This is a genomic window from Parageobacillus galactosidasius, assembly GCF_002217735.1.
Taxonomy (GTDB): domain Bacteria; phylum Bacillota; class Bacilli; order Bacillales; family Anoxybacillaceae; genus Parageobacillus_B; species Parageobacillus_B toebii.
In genome coordinates this window covers 323,601-343,147 of sequence record NZ_NDYL01000002.1, presented here as the reverse complement: position 1 = coordinate 343,147, position 19,547 = coordinate 323,601, and the positions used below count along the sequence as shown (strand labels likewise).

Genomic DNA, 19,547 nt, shown 5'->3' with positions numbered 1-19,547 from the left:
GTCAGAAAGTTGTTGCGCTGTCTCTTGTAATTGCAATTTGAGATCATTTTTTACTTGATACATCTGCATTCGGACTTCTTCATGCGCTTGCCAGTATTGTTCTAAAACAAGCTGTTGTTCAAAGCTTAATATTTTTGTGACCGATTTTACTGATTCAATTAATAACAAAGGATCGTCTATATGTGAAGCGATTGCTTCCAAAATCGACAACTGAAGCTGCTGAAACGCGCACATATACCATTTTGGCAACAGTTCAATCTTTAAATGTGTGACCGCAATGCGCGTACGCTTTTCGATAAACGCTTCATCAATGCGTCCGTCAAACATTTCAATCACATGAATAGTAAGGGTCTTTTTTAGACGTTCAACGGAACTATGCCGATGAATAATTTCAAATAAAGATGGTTCTTTTTCTAACGTCTCGTAAAAGCGCCCGACAATCCAATCGATTTTTTCTTCCACCCATGGTTTTAACTGTGCTAATATGGCTAAATCGCGATGCGTGAGCTCGATCATTTCCAATTGCCTGTTAATCGATGCGTCTTTCACGCGAACAGGTGTGGGCTCGGTTTGAAGCGCGGTGGCAACCTTATGAGGTGGCTTGGTTTCTTTTTTAATCCAGAAAGAAAGATTCATTAGAAGCCTCTCCTTTTTCTTCTAAATTTCGACAACTTTATTTTAACGAATATTGTAAAAAAGTAGAAGTAGAATAAAAAATTAATTCTATTACAATAACATTTTAACTTTCATCATCTGTGGTGAAGCCCGTTCATAGTTGGCTAAGGGTGCAGAAAAGTTGAAGAAGCAAGGAATCCGTTATCGTTTGAAAATGCTTGAAAATGAAAGGAGACAGCTAATGGACCAAAAACGTATGGAACAGCTAGAACAACGGATTGTTGTTCTCGAAAAAGAAATGAATGTATTAAAGAGGCAAGTTGAAAGTATATTGCAAGGGGGACAAGAAGCGCAAAAAGCACCTCAAGCGCAAGAGCGAAAAGAAATCATAGCTCCTGTGAAGAAAGGAAAAATAGTAGTCTCTCCGCCAGCACAGCAGAAAGGGTCCGATCCGATAGATTGGGAGCATGTCATCGGAAGAGTGTGGCTTCCTAGAATATTTATCTTCGTTCTCTTGCTTGGATTGGTATGGGGATTTACGATTGCTGCTGCAATGGGAATATTAACGGAACCAGTCAGAATTTTGATGGGGTTTGCCGGTTCTGGTTTACTTGTGTGGTTAGGAGAAAAGCAAATCAAAAAACAAAGAGAAAATTTAGGGAAAGTTTTATTATCAGGCGCGATTTCTCTTTTGATTCTTACCACTTCTCAAACGTGCCGTGAATTTTCGCACAGGTGAAACGATCAACTATTCATTTGATGATGTCATAAAGGCAGATTATCTATTTTGGCCTAAAACCTCCTATTTCAAGTGGGAACCCGATTTACTTATCTTATTGACTCGGCAGAATCAACCTCCGATTTCTATCGTCGTAGAGGCTAAATATCGAAGCGGGAAAAGTAATATCAACCGGGAACAAGATTTACAAGAGTTACAAATACTTGATGGCGACCAGCTGGCAGAACAATATTATGAATTGATGAAGGGGAATTTTAATATTGATTATCCATACAAAAAACTGTTAATGAAATGAGAAATCACTTGTATATGAAAGTGGTTTTTTATTTGTTTGATGTTGAAATTATACGTTAACGGAAATGTTTCATCAAAAGTCCGTAGGGAACTCCAGATATAATCGGATAAACTCCGGACCTAATGATAATAACTCCAGACCTAACGCCGCTAGCTCCGGACCTAGCGAAAACGAACAAACAAAGATCGTGAAAAAGTGTTATTGGATATTTCTGAATTGGCAAGGAAAAAAGGAGACTAAATCGTTCCAAATTAAATCTTTGTGCAATTAAGCCGTTAACGCTCAAAGAACGATGCTAACTGCTGTGAGTAAATAGAAATGTAGAAATGGGAAACGGGGATTCCAAAAGGAACCCTGTTTCCCTTTGTTTCTTAAAGGTTTTGTTTAAGCATTGAATAAACTTCTTATTATTGGCCTTCTTTAACGAATTGTTCAATGCGTTTTTTTATGGAGTCGCGAACTTCACGGAACTTCGCCATAATTTCTTCTTCGGTTCCCGTGGCTTTTGCCGGATCGTCAAAGCCCCAATGCCATCTTTCCGCTTTGTCATTACGTACCACCGGGCAGTTGTCGTTGGCGTGACCGCACAAAGTAATAATGTAATCAGCTTTGCTTAAAATTTCTGGGTCAATCACGTCAGAAGTATGGTGACTAATATCTACCCCTGCTTCTTTCATTACTTGAACAGCACGGGGATTTAAACCGTGGGCTTCAAGACCAGCACTTTTGACTTCATATTGATCTCCGCCTAAAGCTTTTAGAAAACCTTCCGCCATTTGAGAGCGGCAGGAGTTACCTGTACATAAGAAGTAAACGAGTTTTTTGTCCATTTTTGATCCCTCTTTCATGTGAGTGGTTTTTGAACTGAAATCTCAGCATCACTTTCCCTCCCAAAGCCGTTTTGTCATCATCCGCTCCCACCACTTCCACGGCAGCACATGTTTCAAGACAATTCCTAATTTCACGCCTTTGCCAACCGGATACCGCAATTTCGGATAGGGAGACTTCGCCACTTGCACAATCTGTCGGATCACTTCATCCGGAGCAGGTGCCGTGTCGGCAACCTGATTGACATATTTCAAAATCGCCTTCATCTCTTTCGCATAAGGAGAATTCGGATGGATCGTTACCGCTCCCAACCCTTTTGACCAGATATCTGTTTTATAGGACCCTGGCTCAATCAAAACTACATGAACGCCATACGGCAGCATCTCTAAACGCAAAGACTCGCTGAATCCTTCCACCGCAAACTTGGATGCCACATAAGGTCCCATAGAAGGGAAGCCGATCCGTCCGCTGATGCTGCTTATATTCACAATCTTGCCGCTTCTGCGTTCCCGCATCGACGGCAAAACAGCTTTCGTTACTGCCACCAAGCCGAAAAAATTAGTTTCAAATTGCCGCCCCCATTCTTCAACAGCAAGTTCCTCCGTGAAGCCGCCCGCTGCATAACCCGCATTGTTCACCAACAGATCAATTCGTCCGTAGCGGCGAATCACATCCTGAATCACCGTTTCCACGGCGGAAAAATCGGTCACATCCAATTGGACAATCTCAATTCGATCTGTTACACCCGCTTCTTTAGCTACCGCTTCCAGCCGTCCTTTGTTATTCAGGTTTCTCATTGAAGCCAGCACGCGATAGCCTTCGCCGGCAAGTACCACACTTGTCAGCAAACCAAAGCCGCTTGAAGCTCCTGTAACAAACGCAACCGGTTGTTTGTCAGAAGTCTGATCCACAAGATTCCCTCCAGCTATTAACTATTTCTAACTATTGGAATTGTATCATAAAAATAATGGAATAAATTTTGCGAAATTTGTTTCAAGAAGGATAATTGTATGCGAATGGTCGAACTGTATCTTCAGTAAGAGAAGCGATGCAAATAGAGAGGTGGTTCGGATGAACAGATCTTGGATTATATTGGTAGTCGTTTATATCCTTGGCTTTTCTTTTTCGGTATACCGCTACACACAACTTCCGCTGATAGTCGAGGATTCGGGAAAATTGCTGCCAACTTCGATTAAACAAATTCGCTCGGCTACTGATGAACGGTCTCTTCAAGAATGGATTCAAGCGGCTGCCAAACAAGGAGAAAAAATTTCTGTGGCTGGCATGCAGCACAGCCAGGGCGGACATACCTATTACCCCGGTGGGATCGTGATTGACATGAAATCGTACGATAAAATCTTAGCATATCACCCAGAAGCAAAAATGATACGCGTTCAAAGCGGAATTACTTGGGAAAAAATCCAACAACACATAAATCCTGATGGTTTGGCGATACGAGTCATGCAATCGCAAAATATTTTCACCGTTGGCGGTTCATTGAGTGTGAATGTCCACGGTCGAGATATTCGCTATGGCTCTTTGTTGGATTCTGTGGAATCATTCCGTTTGCTGCAGGCCGATGGTTCTATTATTGAAGTAAGCCGAACGCAACATCCGGAACTATTTAATCTTGTCATCGGCGGCTATGGGTTATTTGGGATTATTTTAGATGTTACACTGAAATTGACAGATGACGAGCTTTACCAAATGTATACCCATAAAATAGATTACAAAGATTATGCCTCTTATTTTAAAGAGAAAGTACGAGCCAATCCTGCCATTCGGATGCATATGGCTCGCATTTCCGCTGCTCCTGAGTCTTTCTTAAAAGAAATGTATGTGACCAATTATTTATTGTATGAAGACCAATCCCTTCGTGAAAAATATCAACCATTGAAAAAAGAAACGATCATTGCCTTGCCGAAATTTTTGTTAGGATTATCACGATACAGTGATTGGGGGAAGCAAATACTCTGGGATACACAGCTTGCTTATTTCCAAAGCAAAAATGGCGACCTCATTACTAGAAATAACGTGATGCGCTCCGAAAGCCAATTCATGGAGTATGAAAACCCGAACAGAACAGAAATCCTTCAAGAATATTTTGTTCCTGTTGATGAATTCGCTTCTTATATCGATGATTTACGGAAACTTCTGAAAAGAGAGGACTTGAATTTATTGAATATCACCATACGGTATGTGGAAGAAGACAAGCAAGCGGTTCTTTCGTATGCGAAAGAAGATATGTTTGCCTTAGTGCTCTTGATCAATCAGGGGCGAAGCGCAAAAGAAGTAGAAAAGACGCAAAAGGTCTTGAGGAAGATGATTGATGTTACTTTAGATCACCGAGGTTCTTATTATCTCCCTTATTATCCGTATCCAACGAAAGAACAACTGCATAGAGCCTATCCAAGAGCCAAAGAGTTTTTTGAAAAAAAAACGCCAATATGATCCCGACGAGGTTTTCGTCAATCTCTTCTATAAGGAGGGAATTCACATGAACATCTTGAAAGTTATATTTGGCAATTCCAAAGAAAAGCAAGGTTGCTGCGATATTCAAATTGTGGAAGTAAAAGAAAGCGAAGATATTGCAAACAAAGCCACTATGGAACGTGAATGTTGCCCATCTACATCCAATCGTGAGTGTTGCTAATGTGACATGGAAAAGGCATTAGGCGATTCCTAGTGCCTTTTCTGTATGAAAATAAGGAGTAAGGATTAAGAAATGAATGTAGTCGAGGTTCCCCAATGGATCACAATTGCAGGTAATTTTGGATTTCCGATTGCAATCACCGTCTACTTGTTTTTACGCTTTGAAAAGAAACTTGAAAGGTTAGAGACCGTCATTATTCAACTGGGCGAAATAATTAAAGAATCTAGAAAGGAATGAACATTATGACTATTTTCTTATATGAATTAGTTAAAGAATCTAAGAGTAATGAAAAAGCATTGGAAAAAATTATTAATTTGTTTGAGCTAAAATTAAGAAAGTCACTTAACCTTACTAAACATAGTGAACGCGAAGATTTAGCACAAGAACTAAAGTATAAATTAGTTAAGTATATCAAAGAGTACGATGTCGATTCCACGCCAGGATTTTGGGAATTAAAAGACCGAATAAAAGATAGAAAAAATGTATCTTAAAGGTTGCTTTTTCTTTGATGCTTTTCTTCATGTAACGAGCATTTTAGAAAAAAGGGGGGATTTGTAATGGAAATTGTCGTTTATTCAACAAAAAACTGCATATATTGCAAAAAACAAAAAGAATTCTTAATGGGACAAGGAATCGAATTTGAAGAAAGGGATATTCACGAAAATGAGGAATACTTTCGGGAATTCAAAGCTTTAGGTGGGTATGGTACCCCTTTTACTATTAAAAAAGAAAATGGTATTATCGTTTCTAAAATTACGGGATTTAATCGGGAAAAGTTACTAGCAGAATTAATTAATGATGTTAAGTCTAAAAAGGTAACACAGCAAACGGAAAGATTATAACAAATTTCAATAACAAAGTGAAACTCGTTTGGTGTAGGTGGTCAAATACTCATTTATTGGAAAAATTAGGTTATACAACTAACGAGAACGTCCGAAATGCAAGCAGAAAGGACTAAAAAACAATGGATTCACCCAATTCGAAATGAGTATCTAAATTCCCGTAAGATTTATGGCAGTTCCCCTTGTTGGGAACGTTATTTTTGCCGCTTTTTAAAATTAATCGTAACGCAAATTAAAACGTCAGAAACCTTGATTGAACTTGATTTGATCATATACACTTTCCACTTTTTTCGATCCTCGCTATTTTCTTGTCCTTCAACGAAAGTAACCACATGAGCGCTTAATAGACAGATATCCTTTCTTTGGAATGTTTTGGCCAAATCATACCCTCTTAATTAAGCATTTTAACTTGTTTGAAGATATAGAAAAAAGCGTACATTTTAAACATAATGTACGCTGCAGCTTGTCGACAAGCTTTTTTATTATAGTTGAGGAATAGTAAGGTGCATTGAGGTGAGAAATATGCTTCAACGATAAAATACCAACAAACGTCATGCGATGATGGCAGTTACTCTCGATGAGTTAGTACCACAAGATTATCTTGTTCGAAAAATCGATGCAGCAATTGATTTTTCGTTTATTTATGATTTAGTGAAAGATTTGTATTCGGAAGATAAAGGTCGTCCAAGTATTGATCCTGTCGTTCTGATTAAAATTCCATTGATTCAGTAATTATTTGAGATTCGTTCTATGCGACAAACCGTAAAAGAAATGGAAACCAATGTGACGTATCTTTAGAATTTTTTTACTTTTATGTTTACAAATACAACACACCGACATATAATACATAATGTATGGAAATTAACTGAAGAAATGGGAAATTATAATTCTAAAACATTCTTATATTGTGCGGGAGGGGATTTTTTTGAAAGCCGTTATGCCCAAATTATCTTTAACCGTAATTACCGCAGCATTACTCTTTTTCTTTATGTCATTTTTTATGGCAGTGTTTTTAGGCTTAATTATTCCAGCACCAATAATTAGAGTAATCATGATTTTAGGAATTATTGTATCTTTTGTGTTAGGTTTATTGAGCCCAAAGGGAAAATTGAAAAATGCTGCACTAACTGTTGTTATTATTATTGGTTCATTATATCTAATTGGTATTGAGCTTATGGGATTTCTTTTTCGGGGAAACGGATTTTAGTTATATCACAGCTATTAACTATCCAATATTTTAGGCATACTCCTCTCGTAAATGGAATGTGCAATTATAGTTCCGCTAATGTTATTACCCAATAGCATTATATTGTTCGTCCAGAAATTATCCTTATTAACTTAATAAAAACCAAAAGGAGTGGAAAAAATTTTTTCACTCCTTTTTTTATTTTGGTTGTAAAAAATGCTTTTTATTACACTTTATTTATTAGATTCGCGCGGATCAATAAAAAACGAAAGGGGAGTCTAATATGTCAGATTTAGTATTAAAAGGATTTAAAACATTTCATTCTTTTGATGACCTTCAACAATTATTTAACAACGAGAAAATTAAAGCTTTAAAACAAAATCCTAAGTTTAGCCAAGTTGAAAGTATGGATATTATAGATTCTTTCGTATTCCAGGGAAAACGGGAACGCAAAGAAAATTCATTTAAAAAAGGAAAAGGGATCGTTTTAACAAACAAAACTAAAGATGTTGTGGTTAGAGTGATTAGGGATGATACTAACCAAGATGTAAAAGTCTTCTCTCTAAGTCTAGAGACAAATAATGGTCAAACATATTTAAATGCATACGAAGTCAATGAAAACAACGAACTTTATCTAGCTCATTCTAGAGTATTTACACCTGAGGTTAAGGAAGAGTTTGAGACGAACTTTGTTCAGATGTTTGAGGAAGAGAGAAATATCGACAAAGACCAAATTGAAACCCAAGATTGGTTAACCGATGGGTGTTTACCAGGGGGGTATCTGTGGTGCGGTAAGGGATGTTCTAACTACCCTGACAAAGGTGGTGACGGAACATATATTAACGCAACAGATAAATGCTGCAAATCACACGATTACTGTTATCGATATGATTGGGACACGGTCGAAGGCTGTGATGAACAACTATGTGATTGCGTAAGTGGTCATACAACAGCCGCTTCCTACCTTATTCGATTGTATTTCTGCGTGATCTAACTTAACTTGAAAGGAGCATTCCTGTTAGAAGTTTTTTCGGGGACTTGAATAAAAAAAGCCCTCTTGGTATGATTCGGGGGTGTCAATCGGATGAATTGACCCCTAATTTGGATACCAAGGAGGACTATACATGAATTCTATCTCAAACAAGAAGATTAATCAAGTCACCGATCAAACGCTGGTTGTTGGGATGGATATTGCAAAGAAAAAACATTATGCCTGCTTTGTGGATGAGCGAGGGAGGGTGTTAAAAAAGCCGTTTCCCGTTCTGCAATCCAGAGAAGGGTTGGAATGGTTGTACCAGTGCATCGTGGAAGCGATGGAGGAATTTGGAAAAACCGAGGTGATCGTTGGCATCGAGCCAACGGGACATTATTGGCTGAATCTCGCCTATTTTCTTGATGAGAAAGGCATCCCTCTCGTCATGACAAACCCGATGCACGTGAAGCGATCCAAAGAGTTCCGCTGTTAATGAACGCTGCCGCTGAATGAATCCGACTTTCCGTGCCAGACGGGTCAGTTCTTCAGAGGAGAAGAGTTGACGAATCGTTTTTATCCATGCCTTCATCTTTTTTGCCATCAAAAAATAATCCTTTCCAACGATGATTTTCGTTAGAAAGGATACCATGTTTTTGGCGCTGAAAAAAGATCAAATTCTTAACTTGATGGCTATGGGGACTGGCCCTCGTTCTCTCACATCGCCGTATGTACCGTTTGGTATACGGCGGTTTCATTAAGTCTGATGTACAGATTCGTATCGTTGATAAAGACTGCTCAGTCTTTGGTTCTTCCATGGGATTTGCCGAGGGTTTTATAAAAGATAGAGCTAGAGGCCATTCGACAGTGTTTCTTTCGAGGGGTTCCCCATTCATATTCCTCTTGTTTAGGCACTTCTACATTCTGCAGTTTTAGGGGGCAATTTATCGGATTGACACCCCCGAATCATACCAAAAGAGGACTTTTTTTATTCAAGTCACCAAAAATGTTTCTAATCAGAACAGAAAACCACCAATAGCCTTTCTATATCGTTAAAACTTAAAAACTTATAACAATTCGTACCTGACTGAAAAAAGCTTATTGCCAAAACAATATCTAATAAACCAATCACTGCACATAGCGAACAACGGTAAGCATTCCACCCATATCTATAGAATGCATGTTCGTTGTATGATGTGGCTTATGACAGTGAAAAGCCCAATTTCCCGGGTTGTTTGCGAAAAATTCGATATTCCATGTTTCTCCCGGTGCGACATTAATCGTATTTCGTTTCAGTCTTGCTGTAACAGGAATTATATTGCCATCAACTGCGGTTGTAATAAAGTCATGTCCATGAAGATGCATAGGATGAGAATCCATGCTTAAATTACCAAGGCGAATGCGAACGCGTTCACCATATCGAACAAGTAGAGGGGTTGTATCAGGATAAGCTTTGCCGTTAATCGTGAAAAAATTAAACATCATGGCCATTGGGTCAATATTATATATACTTGGAGCCAATTGTCTAGAAGCGTGATCATTCATTTGATGATCATGATTTTGCTGATGCATCTCAGTTTGCACGGCCCATTCCTGAAGTAAAAGAACATAGTCGCGATCCACTGGTTCTTCATATATACCTCGTGAAATAAGCATGCCTCCTAGCCCCATTAATTCTTGCCTTGCGTCATGGACATGACTATGATACATGAAAGTTCCAGCTTGTTGTATACGAAATTCATACGTAAAACTTTCTCCGGGACGTATAGTGGGACTGCCCCCGGGACCAGGCACCCCATCCATTCGGTTAGGAACAATTAATCCATGCCAATGAACAGATGTTGCTTCAGGCAAACGGTTTTCCACTGTAATTTGAACATAGTCTCCCTGATTCACAAGAATGGTTGGACCGGGAATACTTCCGTTGTAACCATACCCGCGAATTTTGATTCCATTTACTAGTTCATGAACAACCGGTTCCGCTCGCAAATGAAATCGTTTGACTCCGTTTTTGAGAATTTGAAACGGCGCATTTTTCACATTGGGAGTCACAATGGGAGTTTGAGGGTTTCTTGTAATGTAATCATACATTTCGACATCCCCCTCTAGAAAAGGTATTACAATTTCAATATATGTTACTAAATGTGCCGATAGTCGTTTTACTCTCTGTAGATGAGCAAATTCCGTTACAATAATTTGGCGGATGCTGTGAAGGCGTTGCCGAGATTTTTATTATATTGCTTTAAAATTTGAAAATAGGGAGTTTATGGATAAAAAAATATACATTTTCAGAATGAAAAAGCCCCCTCACTGATGTTTTAAAGGGGGGCATGGCATCGATAAGTTTGAAATACATCCATAATCATAACTAAATATCAGCTTAAAACAACTCATACACAACTGATAGAAGTGGTGAAACCGAAGAATTTTAAAACTTAAAACGGAGTTTTTGGGGAATTTTCAACTGGTGTTGACATAAAATTTATATTGTATTTCTCACAAGATTTAAATTAGGGATGGGTAAGGGGGATTTTATGTCTACACCAATCGAACAGCAAAAAAATATTTCCATTGTCTTTTTGATTAGTTATATAGTGGGTTTAATCGGATGGTTTTGGGATTGGGGAGAACATATGGGAACTCTGAAATTAGGACTTACTTATGTTCCAGCCCATTTAGTGATGAATGTTTCAATTGTGGTTATGCTTGGAACGATCATTTTAACGGGTGCGTTTAAAAAGAAAGTGTATTGGTTTTCCTATATAGGGATTTTTGTGGGTGCATTACTGTTTTGGATTCAGCCTGAAGTGGGTGTTCCCATACTTTTCATCACTCCATTTGTTTTCATTTGGGCTTATATACAACATAGCAAATATCTCTTACGAACCGCCTTTCTTCTAATGGGATTGGGACTGGTGTTAGTAGGAATTGTCACCGACTGGTTTTGGCATCGTGTTCATCCTGACATTGATGAAGCACATAATATGCTTTTCCTAATTGGCCATCAAATTCAATTAGCAGGATGGCTAGTAGGTGTATTTGTAGGTTTGGTCTTAATCCTTGACCATAAGAAGATATAATAGCTTTAAGGGGAAGCTATGAAAAAAGGCAAACGCATATATCAATGCAATCACGCAATAATGATATACAATGCATCTTGGCTGGTACATCTGGTTCTTTTAAACAAGAATTTAAACACTCTTCACAAGCCTGTATACATTTAACACAGCTATCTATACTATACAAGCTTGATTTGGCTGAAATGAGGAATCCGGTACCCTTGACAAATTTATTTCCTTCCTTTAATTTTTACTTCTTTCTGTATTTTTACCAACCTCAAAATTCCAACTGAGACTCACATTCCTCCGCCAAGTTGCATTGCAAAAGCACGGCATTTTCTAGCGCAATTCAAGCACATACGTCCACACATTTGAGATTCTTGGTCTGGATGCCTTAAACATTCATTCCCACAGACTTCGCAAACATAAGCACAATATTCGCGTAATGACTTAATTAATATACTACAGCGATCCATAAACTTTGCACATATTTCACAAATGGTTGCAGAATCAAGAAGCAGTTTCAGTTGATTCTTTCTAAAATGAACATCTTGGTGACTTAACAATATATCGAACGTCTTTTGACACATAGTTGTACAATCTTGAAGAGTTTTATGTGTGCTTGGCGACACCATCATTTGTGAATCCATTATCATCTCCTTTAATATCCTACGCTGATAAAGTATTCATTGTGCGAATATCCTGTCACCAAGGCATAAGCCTAAAAATTAAGCATAAAAGACTTTACCAAAAGGTACACGCTAAGTTGTGCCTTTTTGGTATGTTATCCTAAAGAATAATTTTGCGGATGTCTAAAGAAAATAATAAAAGCTCTTTTAGGAGTTTTTTATGAAAAACGATGTTATTTCATCGGAACATTTGGTTCTTATGATAACAGCGTTGGTTGTAGGTTTTTTTGCTCGTCTTATAACCATTAAAGAAGATTATCGGCAGTATCCCAGCTACCCCAACGGATATTTAATCCATTTGGTGACTGGATTTGTAGCCGCAGCCATAGGTGCAGTAGCTATTCCGGCGATTATGACGAAAAATTTTGTTGCAGTAACCTTTCTAGCATTAGCCATACAGCAATTTAGGGATGTTCGGAAGGCAGAACGGGACTGTTTAAAGGACTTGGAGAATACCGAATTTACTCCAAGAGGAGATGCTTACATAGACGGGATTGCGAAGACCTTTGAAGCAAGAAATTATTTTGCGTTGGTTGTCGCCTTAGTTACGGGCATAACAATACAATTTGTGTCCTATATGATACAATGGGTGAATATTTTAATCGGTTCATTATCTGGGTTAGCCGTCTTGTTTATATTGAAGCGTTTTTCTAAAGGGAAAACGTTCGGAGATATGCGGATGTTAAATTAGGTAAAGTAGAAGTCAGGGGGGGAACTGTTTGTTGACGGTATTTATGTTACGAACCAGTTAGGAACGGATAATGCAAGAGAACTTTACCGGAAAGAGGGGATCGCAGCGGTTAATTATCCCCGTGAAGAACATTTTCGTATTACATTAGATCACTTTGGTCAAAGACAAGCCATCCTTTTTGAAGCAACAAGAGCTGTTGGTGTGAAACGGTATAAACTTTACACGCAAGGATTATGAACAAGGGCGTGTGGTTGTTACATTAGTTCCGCTTGTTCGAAGGAAAGATGCATTTATTGAAGAAATAAAGAAAACGCCTTTACTTGAAAGTGTAAAAAAGAGCCATTCCGTGATGAAAACCAATTGGTTAGGAGGAAAATAAATGGGCAAAGAAACAAATCCAAAACCAAATTATGAAATACTGGCTTATATTACGTTAAATCAAAATCGTGTTATAAGCGGAAATGTTTTGGCTTTACTCGCAACCGATGAAGAAGAACAAAAGCAAATTACTCAAGACATCGCTAAAAGTATGAAAGCGGATGTGACACAACTAAAATGCGGGGATTATATGGTATACAGAACTTAACAAGGAGGATACTAAAATAAAAGGCAGTGATTTTGAATAGATCGATAAACTGCATTAATACAGAGGTTTCTAGTGAACAGAGATAAAGACAAGAAAGGAAATGGAAAAAAGGGGAATAGTGTCGAAAAATATTTTTTTGATACCCCTGAAACGGCTACAGCCGTTGATATATCAATATTTACATAGGGAGGATTACACATGATCAGTAAATTACTTAGGGGAGTCCTAGTAGCTGTGCTACCTATCTTTATCATTACCGGATGTAACAATCAAAACAATGACCATAATCAGATGGATCATGCAAATATGAATCATGAAGATATGGATATGTCCTCCAATGATAAAGACAAAGATAACAAAACAAATGAAATGGAGTTCGCGAAGCCACCGAGTTCTTTCAACCGTTTAGCGAACCAAAACATCATGATAACAGCAACGAAAAACGTTACCCGTATAAACACAGATGATCCCATCAAATTATCCGTCATGGTTTCACAAACGGTTTGGCCTGCCACTCATAAAGAAAACCAGCCCGGCGGAATTATCTTAGTGCCTGTTGAAAACTGGCAAATGGCATTGGCTAGTGTAGACTTAATTCATCATCCGAACAACGGTCCTGTTTTATTTACAAAAGATCAAAAAATACCGGATGCCGTCTTAAAGGAAATAAACCGTCTTCAACCTTTAGGCACAGCTGACGGTACGCAAATCATAGTGATGGGAAATCTCAAGAAAAGCGAACTAGATAAATTAAAGAATTTTAAGATAAAACAAATTAGTGAAACAGATCCAGCTGCGTTTGCGAAAGAAATTGACCAATTTTACAGCGACATTGCCGGTAAGACTCCACAAAGTGTGATTATTGGTTCTTTGGAAGATAAGGCGAAATTGTACACTCTCACAGCCGCCAATTGGATTGCACACATGGAAGAACCGTTACTGTACGTCTCTTCGAATGAAATTCCACAGCCAACAAAAGAGGCGTTACAGCAAAGAAAAGGAAAAGCAAATATATATCTTTTAGGTCCCGAATCAGTAATCTCTAAAGAAGTGGAAAACGAACTAAAATCATTTGGCACTGTTGTCCGAATAGCGGGCGATACACCGGTGCAACAATCCGTTTCTTTTGCTACCTACAAAGATGAAAAAACGAAGTTTGGTTGGGGGCTAAATGATCCGGGACATGGCGTATCATTTATTTCAACGAAAACCCCTGAACTAGCGATTGCGGCTGCACCGTTTTCCCATCTAGGAAAACACGCACCTTTAATATGGCTAGAGAATGGGACATTAACAAAGGACGTATACGAATTTTTAGCCCGTTTAAAACCAACTTTTACGGATGATCCAACAGTGGGACCGTATAACCACGCATTTTTATCTGGTACATTCCGTTCCATCTCTTATCAAACACAAGGAATCATCGATGAAAAGCTCGAAATTGTTCCCGCAACCGGAGAAGGACATGCAGGGCATTAGAAGCACGTAAATCTATATACGCAAAACAGCTTGCAAGCCGAGCAAGCTGTTTTTTATTTTTGAAACTCGTGGTATTAATATGACGATGCAAACATATGGCATTCAACTAACATCAAAGGTTTTTGAATTATTCGCATATCATCACAGACAACTTCTACAAGTTAATTTGTAATGATTCACGTTGTTTAAGAAACATGTAAGCAACAAAGTATGATTATGATGACAAAACCATTAGAAATTATAATCGATTTTTCAAAATATCTAATTACTAAATGATAATTCGCGACAAAAATTTGTAAATGTTTATGAACACTTTCTCCATACTTTTCCTTTATTCTAAAACCAGAAAAGGATGGAGGTGTTGAAAATGAAAAAACTTATTTCAGGTTTGTTCGTCCTTGTTTCAGCTTTTGTATTAGCTACAGCTGTTTTTGCAGCAAATAAAAATGATAATAATGATTGGAAAGAAATGTTGCCAATGATGAAACAAATGCATCCAAATTTATCAGAGGAACAATTACAAAAAATGTACGAACAGTGTCGAAGTAATGGAAATAAAATGATGAAACATATGATGAATTATGACAGAGTGAATCAACAAATGATGAAACAAGGACATATGAACAATCATATGATGTAGCAAGGTTTAATCAAATATATTTAAGCACTGTAGGCTTAAAACTACGGTGCTTTTTTATGCGTAAATTTCAGTAAATAGAAAAGAAAAACAGCAGGTTTAAAAACTCAACCTGCTGTTTATTTATATTTACGGCATGACGCTGATCCCGTTTGGAATTTCACCTACTTGAACCGTTTTTATTACTTTGTTTTGTTCTTTATCAATGACACTCACCGTGTTGTCAAACATATTGGTGACGAAAACATATTGATGATCCGGACTTGTGACGACTCCGTGCGTCCCTTTGCCTGTTTCAATCGTGGCAACCACTTTTTTTGTTTTTATGTTTATTTTGCTTACGGAATGAGACGGCGCATCTTTCGTACCTTGATTGGCTACATAGGCAAATGTATCGTCGGAATCCATGTACACTTGAGCCGGTCCTTGACCGACAGGAACTTTTTCTACTTTACCGTTTGCTAAGTCAACAATGGCAAGGGCATTCTCCGCATTTAAGGTTACGACTAACGTTTTACCGTCTGAAGTAATGCCTGTTGTAACGGGGGTAGCTCCTACTTTCATTTTCTTTTCTTCTTTCATCGTTTTTAAATTGAGAATACTGACACTATCTTCTCCCATGTTGGCAATATACGCATAGCGGCTATCTTTTGAGATACGGAAACCATGAGGTCCTTTTCCAGTTGGGATTGTTTGGATGACCGAGTAACTTGCCATATCAATCACAGAAACATTATTATCTTCATTATTGGTTACGAGAGCGTACTTTCCATTTTCAGTGAAAACGATATGAGCAGGATGGTTCCCGACTTTCACTTTCTTAATTAATTCGTCTGTTTCTGTATTATAAAATAACGCCATTCCTTTCATCTCCATGGAGTGATCATTCCCGTGCTGCATTTCCGGAACTAAAGTAGCACCGAGAATTTTTCCGTCAGGAGAGACTTGGACATTGTGAACGGCACCGTCTACTTTGATTGTTGAAACAACTTTATTCGTTTCTAAATCAATTTTTGAAATACTTCCGCCTTCGTTAGCGGTAAAATAATATTTTTTCGTTTCTTTTCTTTGCTCTTTTGTGGCGGCTGCGGACTGTTTATTTTTCCCTAAAGTAGTGTTACTTTTTTGAGAATTCGTCCCGCAACCTCCTAGAACAAACATAAACATCGTCAATAAGGTTAACACGGCAATGATAGTTTTACGCATCAAATATTTCCTCCCTTTACTTTATCGAGTCTAAAGACATGATATTAACAAAAATAATTAATCGCTGTGACGAATTTCACAATAAAATTAAAATTATTCCTAACCGTTACAATTTATTGAAATCCATAAATTCTGCAAATTTATCCTGTAAAATAAAAAATATTTTAGTTTTTAAAGGATGTTTTCAATAAGAGGAGGAACTGTTGTGAAAGCGAACTTCGAAAGAATGATTCAAGAGTATCGAGGTGACATGGAATCAGTCTATCAAACTTGGTTTATCGATAATGACCAAAGATTAAAAGCATTCCGTACTATCCGAAACGGTGTTATAGAGGTAATTAAGGATATAGACAACAATACATTTGGAAACGACTTTAAGGGGTCCTCATTAGAAATTGTAGTTACAGCCATTGCAGAACAAAAACAAGTTTTTGAAGGAGCTGCCCACGCGTTTTATTGGAAGCCGAAACTTCGAATACCGGATATTTACGAAAATGAACTTAATAAAAAGGCTTTTGGGAGATTTTTAAAATCATGTCTTCAAGCAACAACGGAAAAGCAACTTATAGAAGAAATTGTTAAACTAGATCAATTACAAATTAAGGGACTTGGACCAGCTGTAGCTAATATTCTCTATTTTCTTCACCCAACTGTTTTTCCACCTTTTAATACAGCTATTGTAAAAGGTTTTAATCTTTTATTTGATCAAAAAATTAAACTTGGTTCGTGGCAAGAATATTTAAAGATGAGAGAAATCATTTTAGATTTTAATGAGAAATATAGAAACTTACTATCAAAGGACCTTGGTGCGGTAGGAGGACTCCTGTTTGAAATTGGAACGGGAAGATTAGTCATTAGTGAAAACTATGAAATCACATTAGAAAATATGGAAAAGCAAACAAAAGCAAAAATGAAACGTCATTCTGAAGTAATAAATGATGCTATCGAGGAAAATGATCATTCGGAAATGCAATATCATTTAGCAAGATTAGGAAAAGCACTTGGTTATAATGTATGGATTGCTCAAAATGATCATTAAGAGAGAGTGGAATAATCAAAAGTTAGGGGAATTTTCCTTAAAACGCTTAAATCTGCCAAATATCTCTCAATCAGTGAAGGAAACCGTTGCTTTGATTGATGTTATTTGGTTGGACAAAGAAGAAAGAATTGTTGGTGCATTTGAGGTTGAAAAAAGTACATCTATCTATTCTGGGATTTTAAGGCTCTATGACTTGGCTTTAACTATGCATGAAAACCAGACTAAGTTTTATTTAGTTGCTCCAGATAAACGCGAAAAAGAAATTAAAGCACAACTTTTAAGGCCTTCCATTCGACATTCGAATGCTTGTCAAATTTCTTACATTTTATTTTCTGAACTCCGATGTGATTGTGATGCGATGTGCAAATTTGGGACTGACATAGGTGTTTTAGACAAAATTTCAAGAAATGTTGGATAAGTATCTAAACGTTTTACTTGGCTGAAACGAAAAATTGGAAAATAATTATGATAAAAAAGTACTCCATGAATAGGGGAAAGGAACTGATAGAAACTAATCGTGAACCGATGAATTTCTTATCAGTTCCTCTTAATTTATAAGGATTCGAAAATGATAAAAATACAGCTAATTTTTTCTGCACATTTTCTCCACATTTGTTGGTTATTATATGGAGGGGAATAAGCTGATAAGGAAGGGACAAAAGTGCGAAAAATTTCATTTAAATTAGGACTATTATTTTTTGTATTCGTATTAGGAATAGAGACGGTTTTATTTGCGTCATTATATGTTACTCTGGTGAATTCTAGAATTAATGAGGAATTTGAGCAGCTGTTGGCAAGAGGGAATAATCATCGCGATGTGTTAGAAAAAAATTATAACCCTTCTACGTTAGAACATGTCACCATGATGGAGTCTGAAGCAGAGACAGATGTCGTTATTACAAATGAAAATGGGAAGATATTGTATTTTTCAGATCATATTTTACCATTTGCTAAAAGAGTAATAAAAAAATCAAATAAAAACATTCCCTATGGCGGAATGATTGTGCAAAAAAATTGGCAAAAAGAGTCGCATATTTCAACGGTAAGCCCGATTCGGATTGACGGCAAGATCAAAGGGTATGTCTATATGTTTCAAAATACGGCTTCCATTCAAAACATGATTTATAAGTTAAAACATCATTTCCTTATGGTTGGAATTCTTTCGGTATTTTTAACGATTATTACGATTGCCTTCTTATCAAGAGTCATTACCATTCCTCTCATTCGCATGAAACAGGCGACCGAAAAATTGAGTAAAGGGGATTTTTCTGTTCGTTTGCAAGTAAAAGGGGAGGACGAATTGGCGGAATTAGGGAAAGCCATTCAAACATTGGCGAGGGATTTAGAATACTTAAAAAAAGAAAGAAACGAATTTCTCGCCAGTATTTCTCATGAACTTCGCACCCCGCTCACTTATGTAAAAGGATACGCGGATATAGCTAGGAGACCAAACATGGAGGAAGAGGAGAGAAATCAATATTTGTCGATTATCTACGAAGAAGCAGAGCATATGCAAAAGTTGGTGAAGGATCTTTTTGAATTAGCGAAGATGGATCAACATTCCTTTCAAATCCATAAGGAACCTACTAATTTATGTTCTTTCTTAAAAAAATTGCATGACAAAATGCATCCTGCGTTTCAAGCGAAAAAAATGTCTCTCGTATATTACTGTGATGGAAACATTACCGTCCATATAGACCAAAAACGTTTTGAACAAGTGATGATAAATTTGTTAGACAATGCTTTAAAATATTCCAATCAAGGCTCTACCGTGTCTATTGATGTAAGAGCGGAGAAAAATAACATTGTGATTATTGTTTCAGACGAAGGCAGAGGGATCCCTGAAGAGGATTTGCCGCATATTTTTGAGCGGTTTTACCGGGTGGATAAATCAAGATCAAGAACCAGCGGCGGAACAGGGTTGGGACTAGCCATCGTCAAGGAAATTGTGGAAGCGCACGGAGGATCGATTTACGCCGCAAGTGAATATGGAAAAGGAACAAACATGGTCATTACATTGCCGGAGGGATGAG

The 19,547-nt window shown here is 37.5% G+C and carries 22 protein-coding genes and 5 pseudogenes; 20 read left to right on the top strand and 7 right to left on the bottom strand.

Features of this window, described 5'->3' with window-relative positions:
• Positions 1-87 precede the first annotated feature (87 nt).
• Positions 88-636 (bottom strand): annotated as a pseudogene (locus B9L23_RS21740) (protoglobin domain-containing protein); the annotation flags it as partial.
• A 160-nt stretch (positions 637-796) separates the two neighbouring features.
• On the opposite strand from B9L23_RS21740, the gene B9L23_RS11020 reads away from it, so the two are divergent.
• Together B9L23_RS11020 and B9L23_RS21735 are read left to right on the top strand one after the other, a co-directional pair.
• A complete protein-coding gene (locus tag B9L23_RS11020) occupies positions 797-1,354 on the top strand; it encodes a hypothetical protein (protein ID WP_169712563.1) in 558 nt (185 codons plus the stop codon).
• Positions 1,335-1,649, top strand: coding sequence for a nuclease domain-containing protein (locus tag B9L23_RS21735; protein WP_141103867.1), 315 nt, complete (start codon positions 1,335-1,337; stop codon positions 1,647-1,649). The genes B9L23_RS11020 and B9L23_RS21735 overlap by 20 nt, the downstream gene beginning before the upstream one ends.
• Before the next feature lie 407 nt (positions 1,650-2,056).
• On the opposite strand, the gene arsC is transcribed toward B9L23_RS21735, so the two are convergent.
• Together arsC and B9L23_RS11000 are read right to left on the bottom strand one after the other, a co-directional pair.
• A complete protein-coding gene (arsC, locus tag B9L23_RS11005; protein WP_062754587.1) occupies positions 2,057-2,479 on the bottom strand; it encodes an arsenate reductase (thioredoxin) in 423 nt (140 codons plus the stop codon).
• A gap of 48 nt (positions 2,480-2,527) precedes the next feature.
• Entirely contained in the window at positions 2,528-3,388 is an 861-nt protein-coding gene (locus B9L23_RS11000) for an oxidoreductase (protein ID WP_089097657.1), read from the bottom strand.
• A gap of 160 nt (positions 3,389-3,548) precedes the next feature.
• On the opposite strand from B9L23_RS11000, the pseudogene B9L23_RS10995 reads away from it, so the two are divergent.
• From B9L23_RS10995 to B9L23_RS10960, 9 genes and pseudogenes are all read left to right on the top strand, one after another.
• Positions 3,549-4,965, top strand: a pseudogene (locus B9L23_RS10995) (FAD-binding protein); the annotation flags it as partial.
• 9 nt (positions 4,966-4,974) lie between these two features.
• Positions 4,975-5,130, top strand: coding sequence for a hypothetical protein (locus tag B9L23_RS20455; protein ID WP_161939248.1), 156 nt, complete (start codon positions 4,975-4,977; stop codon positions 5,128-5,130).
• Between the two features lie 72 nt (positions 5,131-5,202).
• Positions 5,203-5,367 (top strand): YvrJ family protein, encoded by a 165-nt coding sequence (locus tag B9L23_RS10990; RefSeq protein ID WP_089097656.1) that lies wholly within the window; start codon positions 5,203-5,205, stop codon positions 5,365-5,367.
• Between the two features lie 5 nt (positions 5,368-5,372).
• On the top strand, positions 5,373-5,621 hold the full coding sequence (locus tag B9L23_RS10985; protein WP_089097655.1) for a hypothetical protein: 249 nt from the start codon (positions 5,373-5,375) through the stop codon (positions 5,619-5,621).
• Between the two features lie 66 nt (positions 5,622-5,687).
• On the top strand, positions 5,688-5,972 hold the full coding sequence (locus B9L23_RS10980; protein WP_089097654.1) for a glutaredoxin family protein: 285 nt from the start codon (positions 5,688-5,690) through the stop codon (positions 5,970-5,972).
• Positions 5,973-6,530: 558 nt separating this feature from the next.
• Positions 6,531-6,764: pseudogene (locus B9L23_RS20065) on the top strand (transposase); the annotation flags it as partial.
• A gap of 133 nt (positions 6,765-6,897) precedes the next feature.
• Positions 6,898-7,179, top strand: coding sequence for a hypothetical protein (locus tag B9L23_RS10970; RefSeq protein WP_062678850.1), 282 nt, complete (start codon positions 6,898-6,900; stop codon positions 7,177-7,179).
• A 262-nt stretch (positions 7,180-7,441) separates the two neighbouring features.
• Positions 7,442-8,152: a phospholipase A2 family protein gene (locus B9L23_RS10965; RefSeq protein ID WP_089097652.1), complete on the top strand. Its 711-nt coding sequence runs from the start codon at positions 7,442-7,444 to the stop codon at positions 8,150-8,152.
• 130 nt (positions 8,153-8,282) lie between these two features.
• Positions 8,283-8,612: pseudogene (locus tag B9L23_RS10960) on the top strand (IS110 family transposase); the annotation flags it as partial.
• Between the two features lie 644 nt (positions 8,613-9,256).
• Here the strand turns inward: B9L23_RS10960 and B9L23_RS10950 are convergent.
• Positions 9,257-10,219: a multicopper oxidase family protein gene (locus B9L23_RS10950; protein WP_089097650.1), complete on the bottom strand. Its 963-nt coding sequence runs from the start codon at positions 10,217-10,219 to the stop codon at positions 9,257-9,259.
• Between the two features lie 443 nt (positions 10,220-10,662).
• Here B9L23_RS10950 and B9L23_RS10945 point away from each other — a divergent pair, with 443 nt between their 5' ends.
• The gene (locus tag B9L23_RS10945) at positions 10,663-11,208 is read left to right on the top strand and encodes a hypothetical protein (RefSeq protein WP_089097649.1); all 546 of its coding nucleotides are present in this window, start codon (positions 10,663-10,665) and stop codon (positions 11,206-11,208) included.
• 16 nt (positions 11,209-11,224) lie between these two features.
• Here the strand turns inward: B9L23_RS10945 and B9L23_RS21840 are convergent, their stop codons facing one another.
• Both B9L23_RS21840 and B9L23_RS21835 read right to left on the bottom strand, forming a co-directional pair.
• Complete coding sequence (locus tag B9L23_RS21840) at positions 11,225-11,374, bottom strand: four-helix bundle copper-binding protein (RefSeq protein WP_473965190.1); 150 nt, start codon at positions 11,372-11,374, stop codon at positions 11,225-11,227.
• Between the two features lie 109 nt (positions 11,375-11,483).
• Positions 11,484-11,822, bottom strand: a complete 339-nt coding sequence (locus B9L23_RS21835) for a four-helix bundle copper-binding protein (protein WP_483874399.1) — start codon at positions 11,820-11,822, stop codon at positions 11,484-11,486.
• Between the two features lie 214 nt (positions 11,823-12,036).
• On the opposite strand from B9L23_RS21835, the pseudogene B9L23_RS10935 reads away from it, so the two are divergent.
• From B9L23_RS10935 to B9L23_RS10920, 5 genes and pseudogenes are all read left to right on the top strand, one after another.
• Positions 12,037-12,804, top strand: a pseudogene (locus B9L23_RS10935) (YIEGIA domain-containing protein).
• 10 nt (positions 12,805-12,814) lie between these two features.
• The gene (locus tag B9L23_RS21385) at positions 12,815-12,946 is read left to right on the top strand and encodes a hypothetical protein (RefSeq protein WP_281255488.1); all 132 of its coding nucleotides are present in this window, start codon (positions 12,815-12,817) and stop codon (positions 12,944-12,946) included.
• The gene (locus tag B9L23_RS10930; protein ID WP_089097647.1) at positions 12,947-13,153 is read left to right on the top strand and encodes a capping complex subunit for YIEGIA; all 207 of its coding nucleotides are present in this window, start codon (positions 12,947-12,949) and stop codon (positions 13,151-13,153) included.
• A 201-nt stretch (positions 13,154-13,354) separates the two neighbouring features.
• A complete protein-coding gene (locus tag B9L23_RS10925) occupies positions 13,355-14,632 on the top strand; it encodes a cell wall-binding repeat-containing protein (protein WP_425439791.1) in 1,278 nt (425 codons plus the stop codon).
• A 367-nt stretch (positions 14,633-14,999) separates the two neighbouring features.
• Positions 15,000-15,272 carry a hypothetical protein gene (locus B9L23_RS10920; protein ID WP_042536259.1) on the top strand — a complete coding sequence of 91 codons (273 nt, stop codon included), beginning with the start codon at positions 15,000-15,002 and terminating at the stop codon, positions 15,270-15,272.
• Between the two features lie 126 nt (positions 15,273-15,398).
• Here the strand turns inward: B9L23_RS10920 and B9L23_RS10915 are convergent, their stop codons facing one another.
• Positions 15,399-16,475, bottom strand: a complete 1,077-nt coding sequence (locus tag B9L23_RS10915; RefSeq protein ID WP_089097646.1) for a YVTN family beta-propeller repeat protein — start codon at positions 16,473-16,475, stop codon at positions 15,399-15,401.
• 205 nt (positions 16,476-16,680) lie between these two features.
• Between B9L23_RS10915 and B9L23_RS21060 the strand changes: the two genes are divergently transcribed.
• The 3 genes from B9L23_RS21060 (at position 16,681) to B9L23_RS10905 (ending at position 19,546) form a co-directional block, all read left to right on the top strand.
• Complete coding sequence (locus B9L23_RS21060) at positions 16,681-17,514, top strand: hypothetical protein (RefSeq protein WP_245842401.1); 834 nt, start codon at positions 16,681-16,683, stop codon at positions 17,512-17,514.
• The gene (locus B9L23_RS21055; protein ID WP_245842399.1) at positions 17,504-17,932 is read left to right on the top strand and encodes a hypothetical protein; all 429 of its coding nucleotides are present in this window, start codon (positions 17,504-17,506) and stop codon (positions 17,930-17,932) included. Before B9L23_RS21060 ends, B9L23_RS21055 begins: the two co-directional genes overlap by 11 nt.
• Positions 17,933-18,175: 243 nt before the next feature.
• Entirely contained in the window at positions 18,176-19,546 is a 1,371-nt protein-coding gene (locus B9L23_RS10905; RefSeq protein ID WP_089097645.1) for a sensor histidine kinase, read from the top strand.
• The last annotated feature ends 1 nt before the right edge of the window (position 19,547 follow it).

Bases quoted from the DNA above. Each gene is read 5' to 3' on its own strand.
- arsC (WP_062754587.1), bottom strand. From the start codon at position 2,479: ATGGACAAAAAACTCGTTTACTTCTTATGTACAGGTAACTCCTGCCGC.
- B9L23_RS20455 (WP_161939248.1), top strand. From the start codon at position 4,975: ATGAACATCTTGAAAGTTATATTTGGCAATTCCAAAGAAAAGCAAGGT.
- B9L23_RS10990 (WP_089097656.1), top strand. From the start codon at position 5,203: ATGAATGTAGTCGAGGTTCCCCAATGGATCACAATTGCAGGTAATTTT.
- B9L23_RS10985 (WP_089097655.1), top strand. From the start codon at position 5,373: ATGACTATTTTCTTATATGAATTAGTTAAAGAATCTAAGAGTAATGAA.
- B9L23_RS10980 (WP_089097654.1), top strand. From the start codon at position 5,688: ATGGAAATTGTCGTTTATTCAACAAAAAACTGCATATATTGCAAAAAA.
- B9L23_RS10965 (WP_089097652.1), top strand. From the start codon at position 7,442: ATGTCAGATTTAGTATTAAAAGGATTTAAAACATTTCATTCTTTTGAT.
- B9L23_RS10950 (WP_089097650.1), bottom strand. From the start codon at position 10,219: ATGTATGATTACATTACAAGAAACCCTCAAACTCCCATTGTGACTCCC.
- B9L23_RS10945 (WP_089097649.1), top strand. From the start codon at position 10,663: ATGTCTACACCAATCGAACAGCAAAAAAATATTTCCATTGTCTTTTTG.
- B9L23_RS21835 (WP_483874399.1), bottom strand. From the start codon at position 11,822: ATGGTGTCGCCAAGCACACATAAAACTCTTCAAGATTGTACAACTATG.
- B9L23_RS10930 (WP_089097647.1), top strand. From the start codon at position 12,947: ATGGGCAAAGAAACAAATCCAAAACCAAATTATGAAATACTGGCTTAT.
- B9L23_RS10920 (WP_042536259.1), top strand. From the start codon at position 15,000: ATGAAAAAACTTATTTCAGGTTTGTTCGTCCTTGTTTCAGCTTTTGTA.
- B9L23_RS10915 (WP_089097646.1), bottom strand. From the start codon at position 16,475: ATGCGTAAAACTATCATTGCCGTGTTAACCTTATTGACGATGTTTATG.
- B9L23_RS21055 (WP_245842399.1), top strand. From the start codon at position 17,504: ATGATCATTAAGAGAGAGTGGAATAATCAAAAGTTAGGGGAATTTTCC.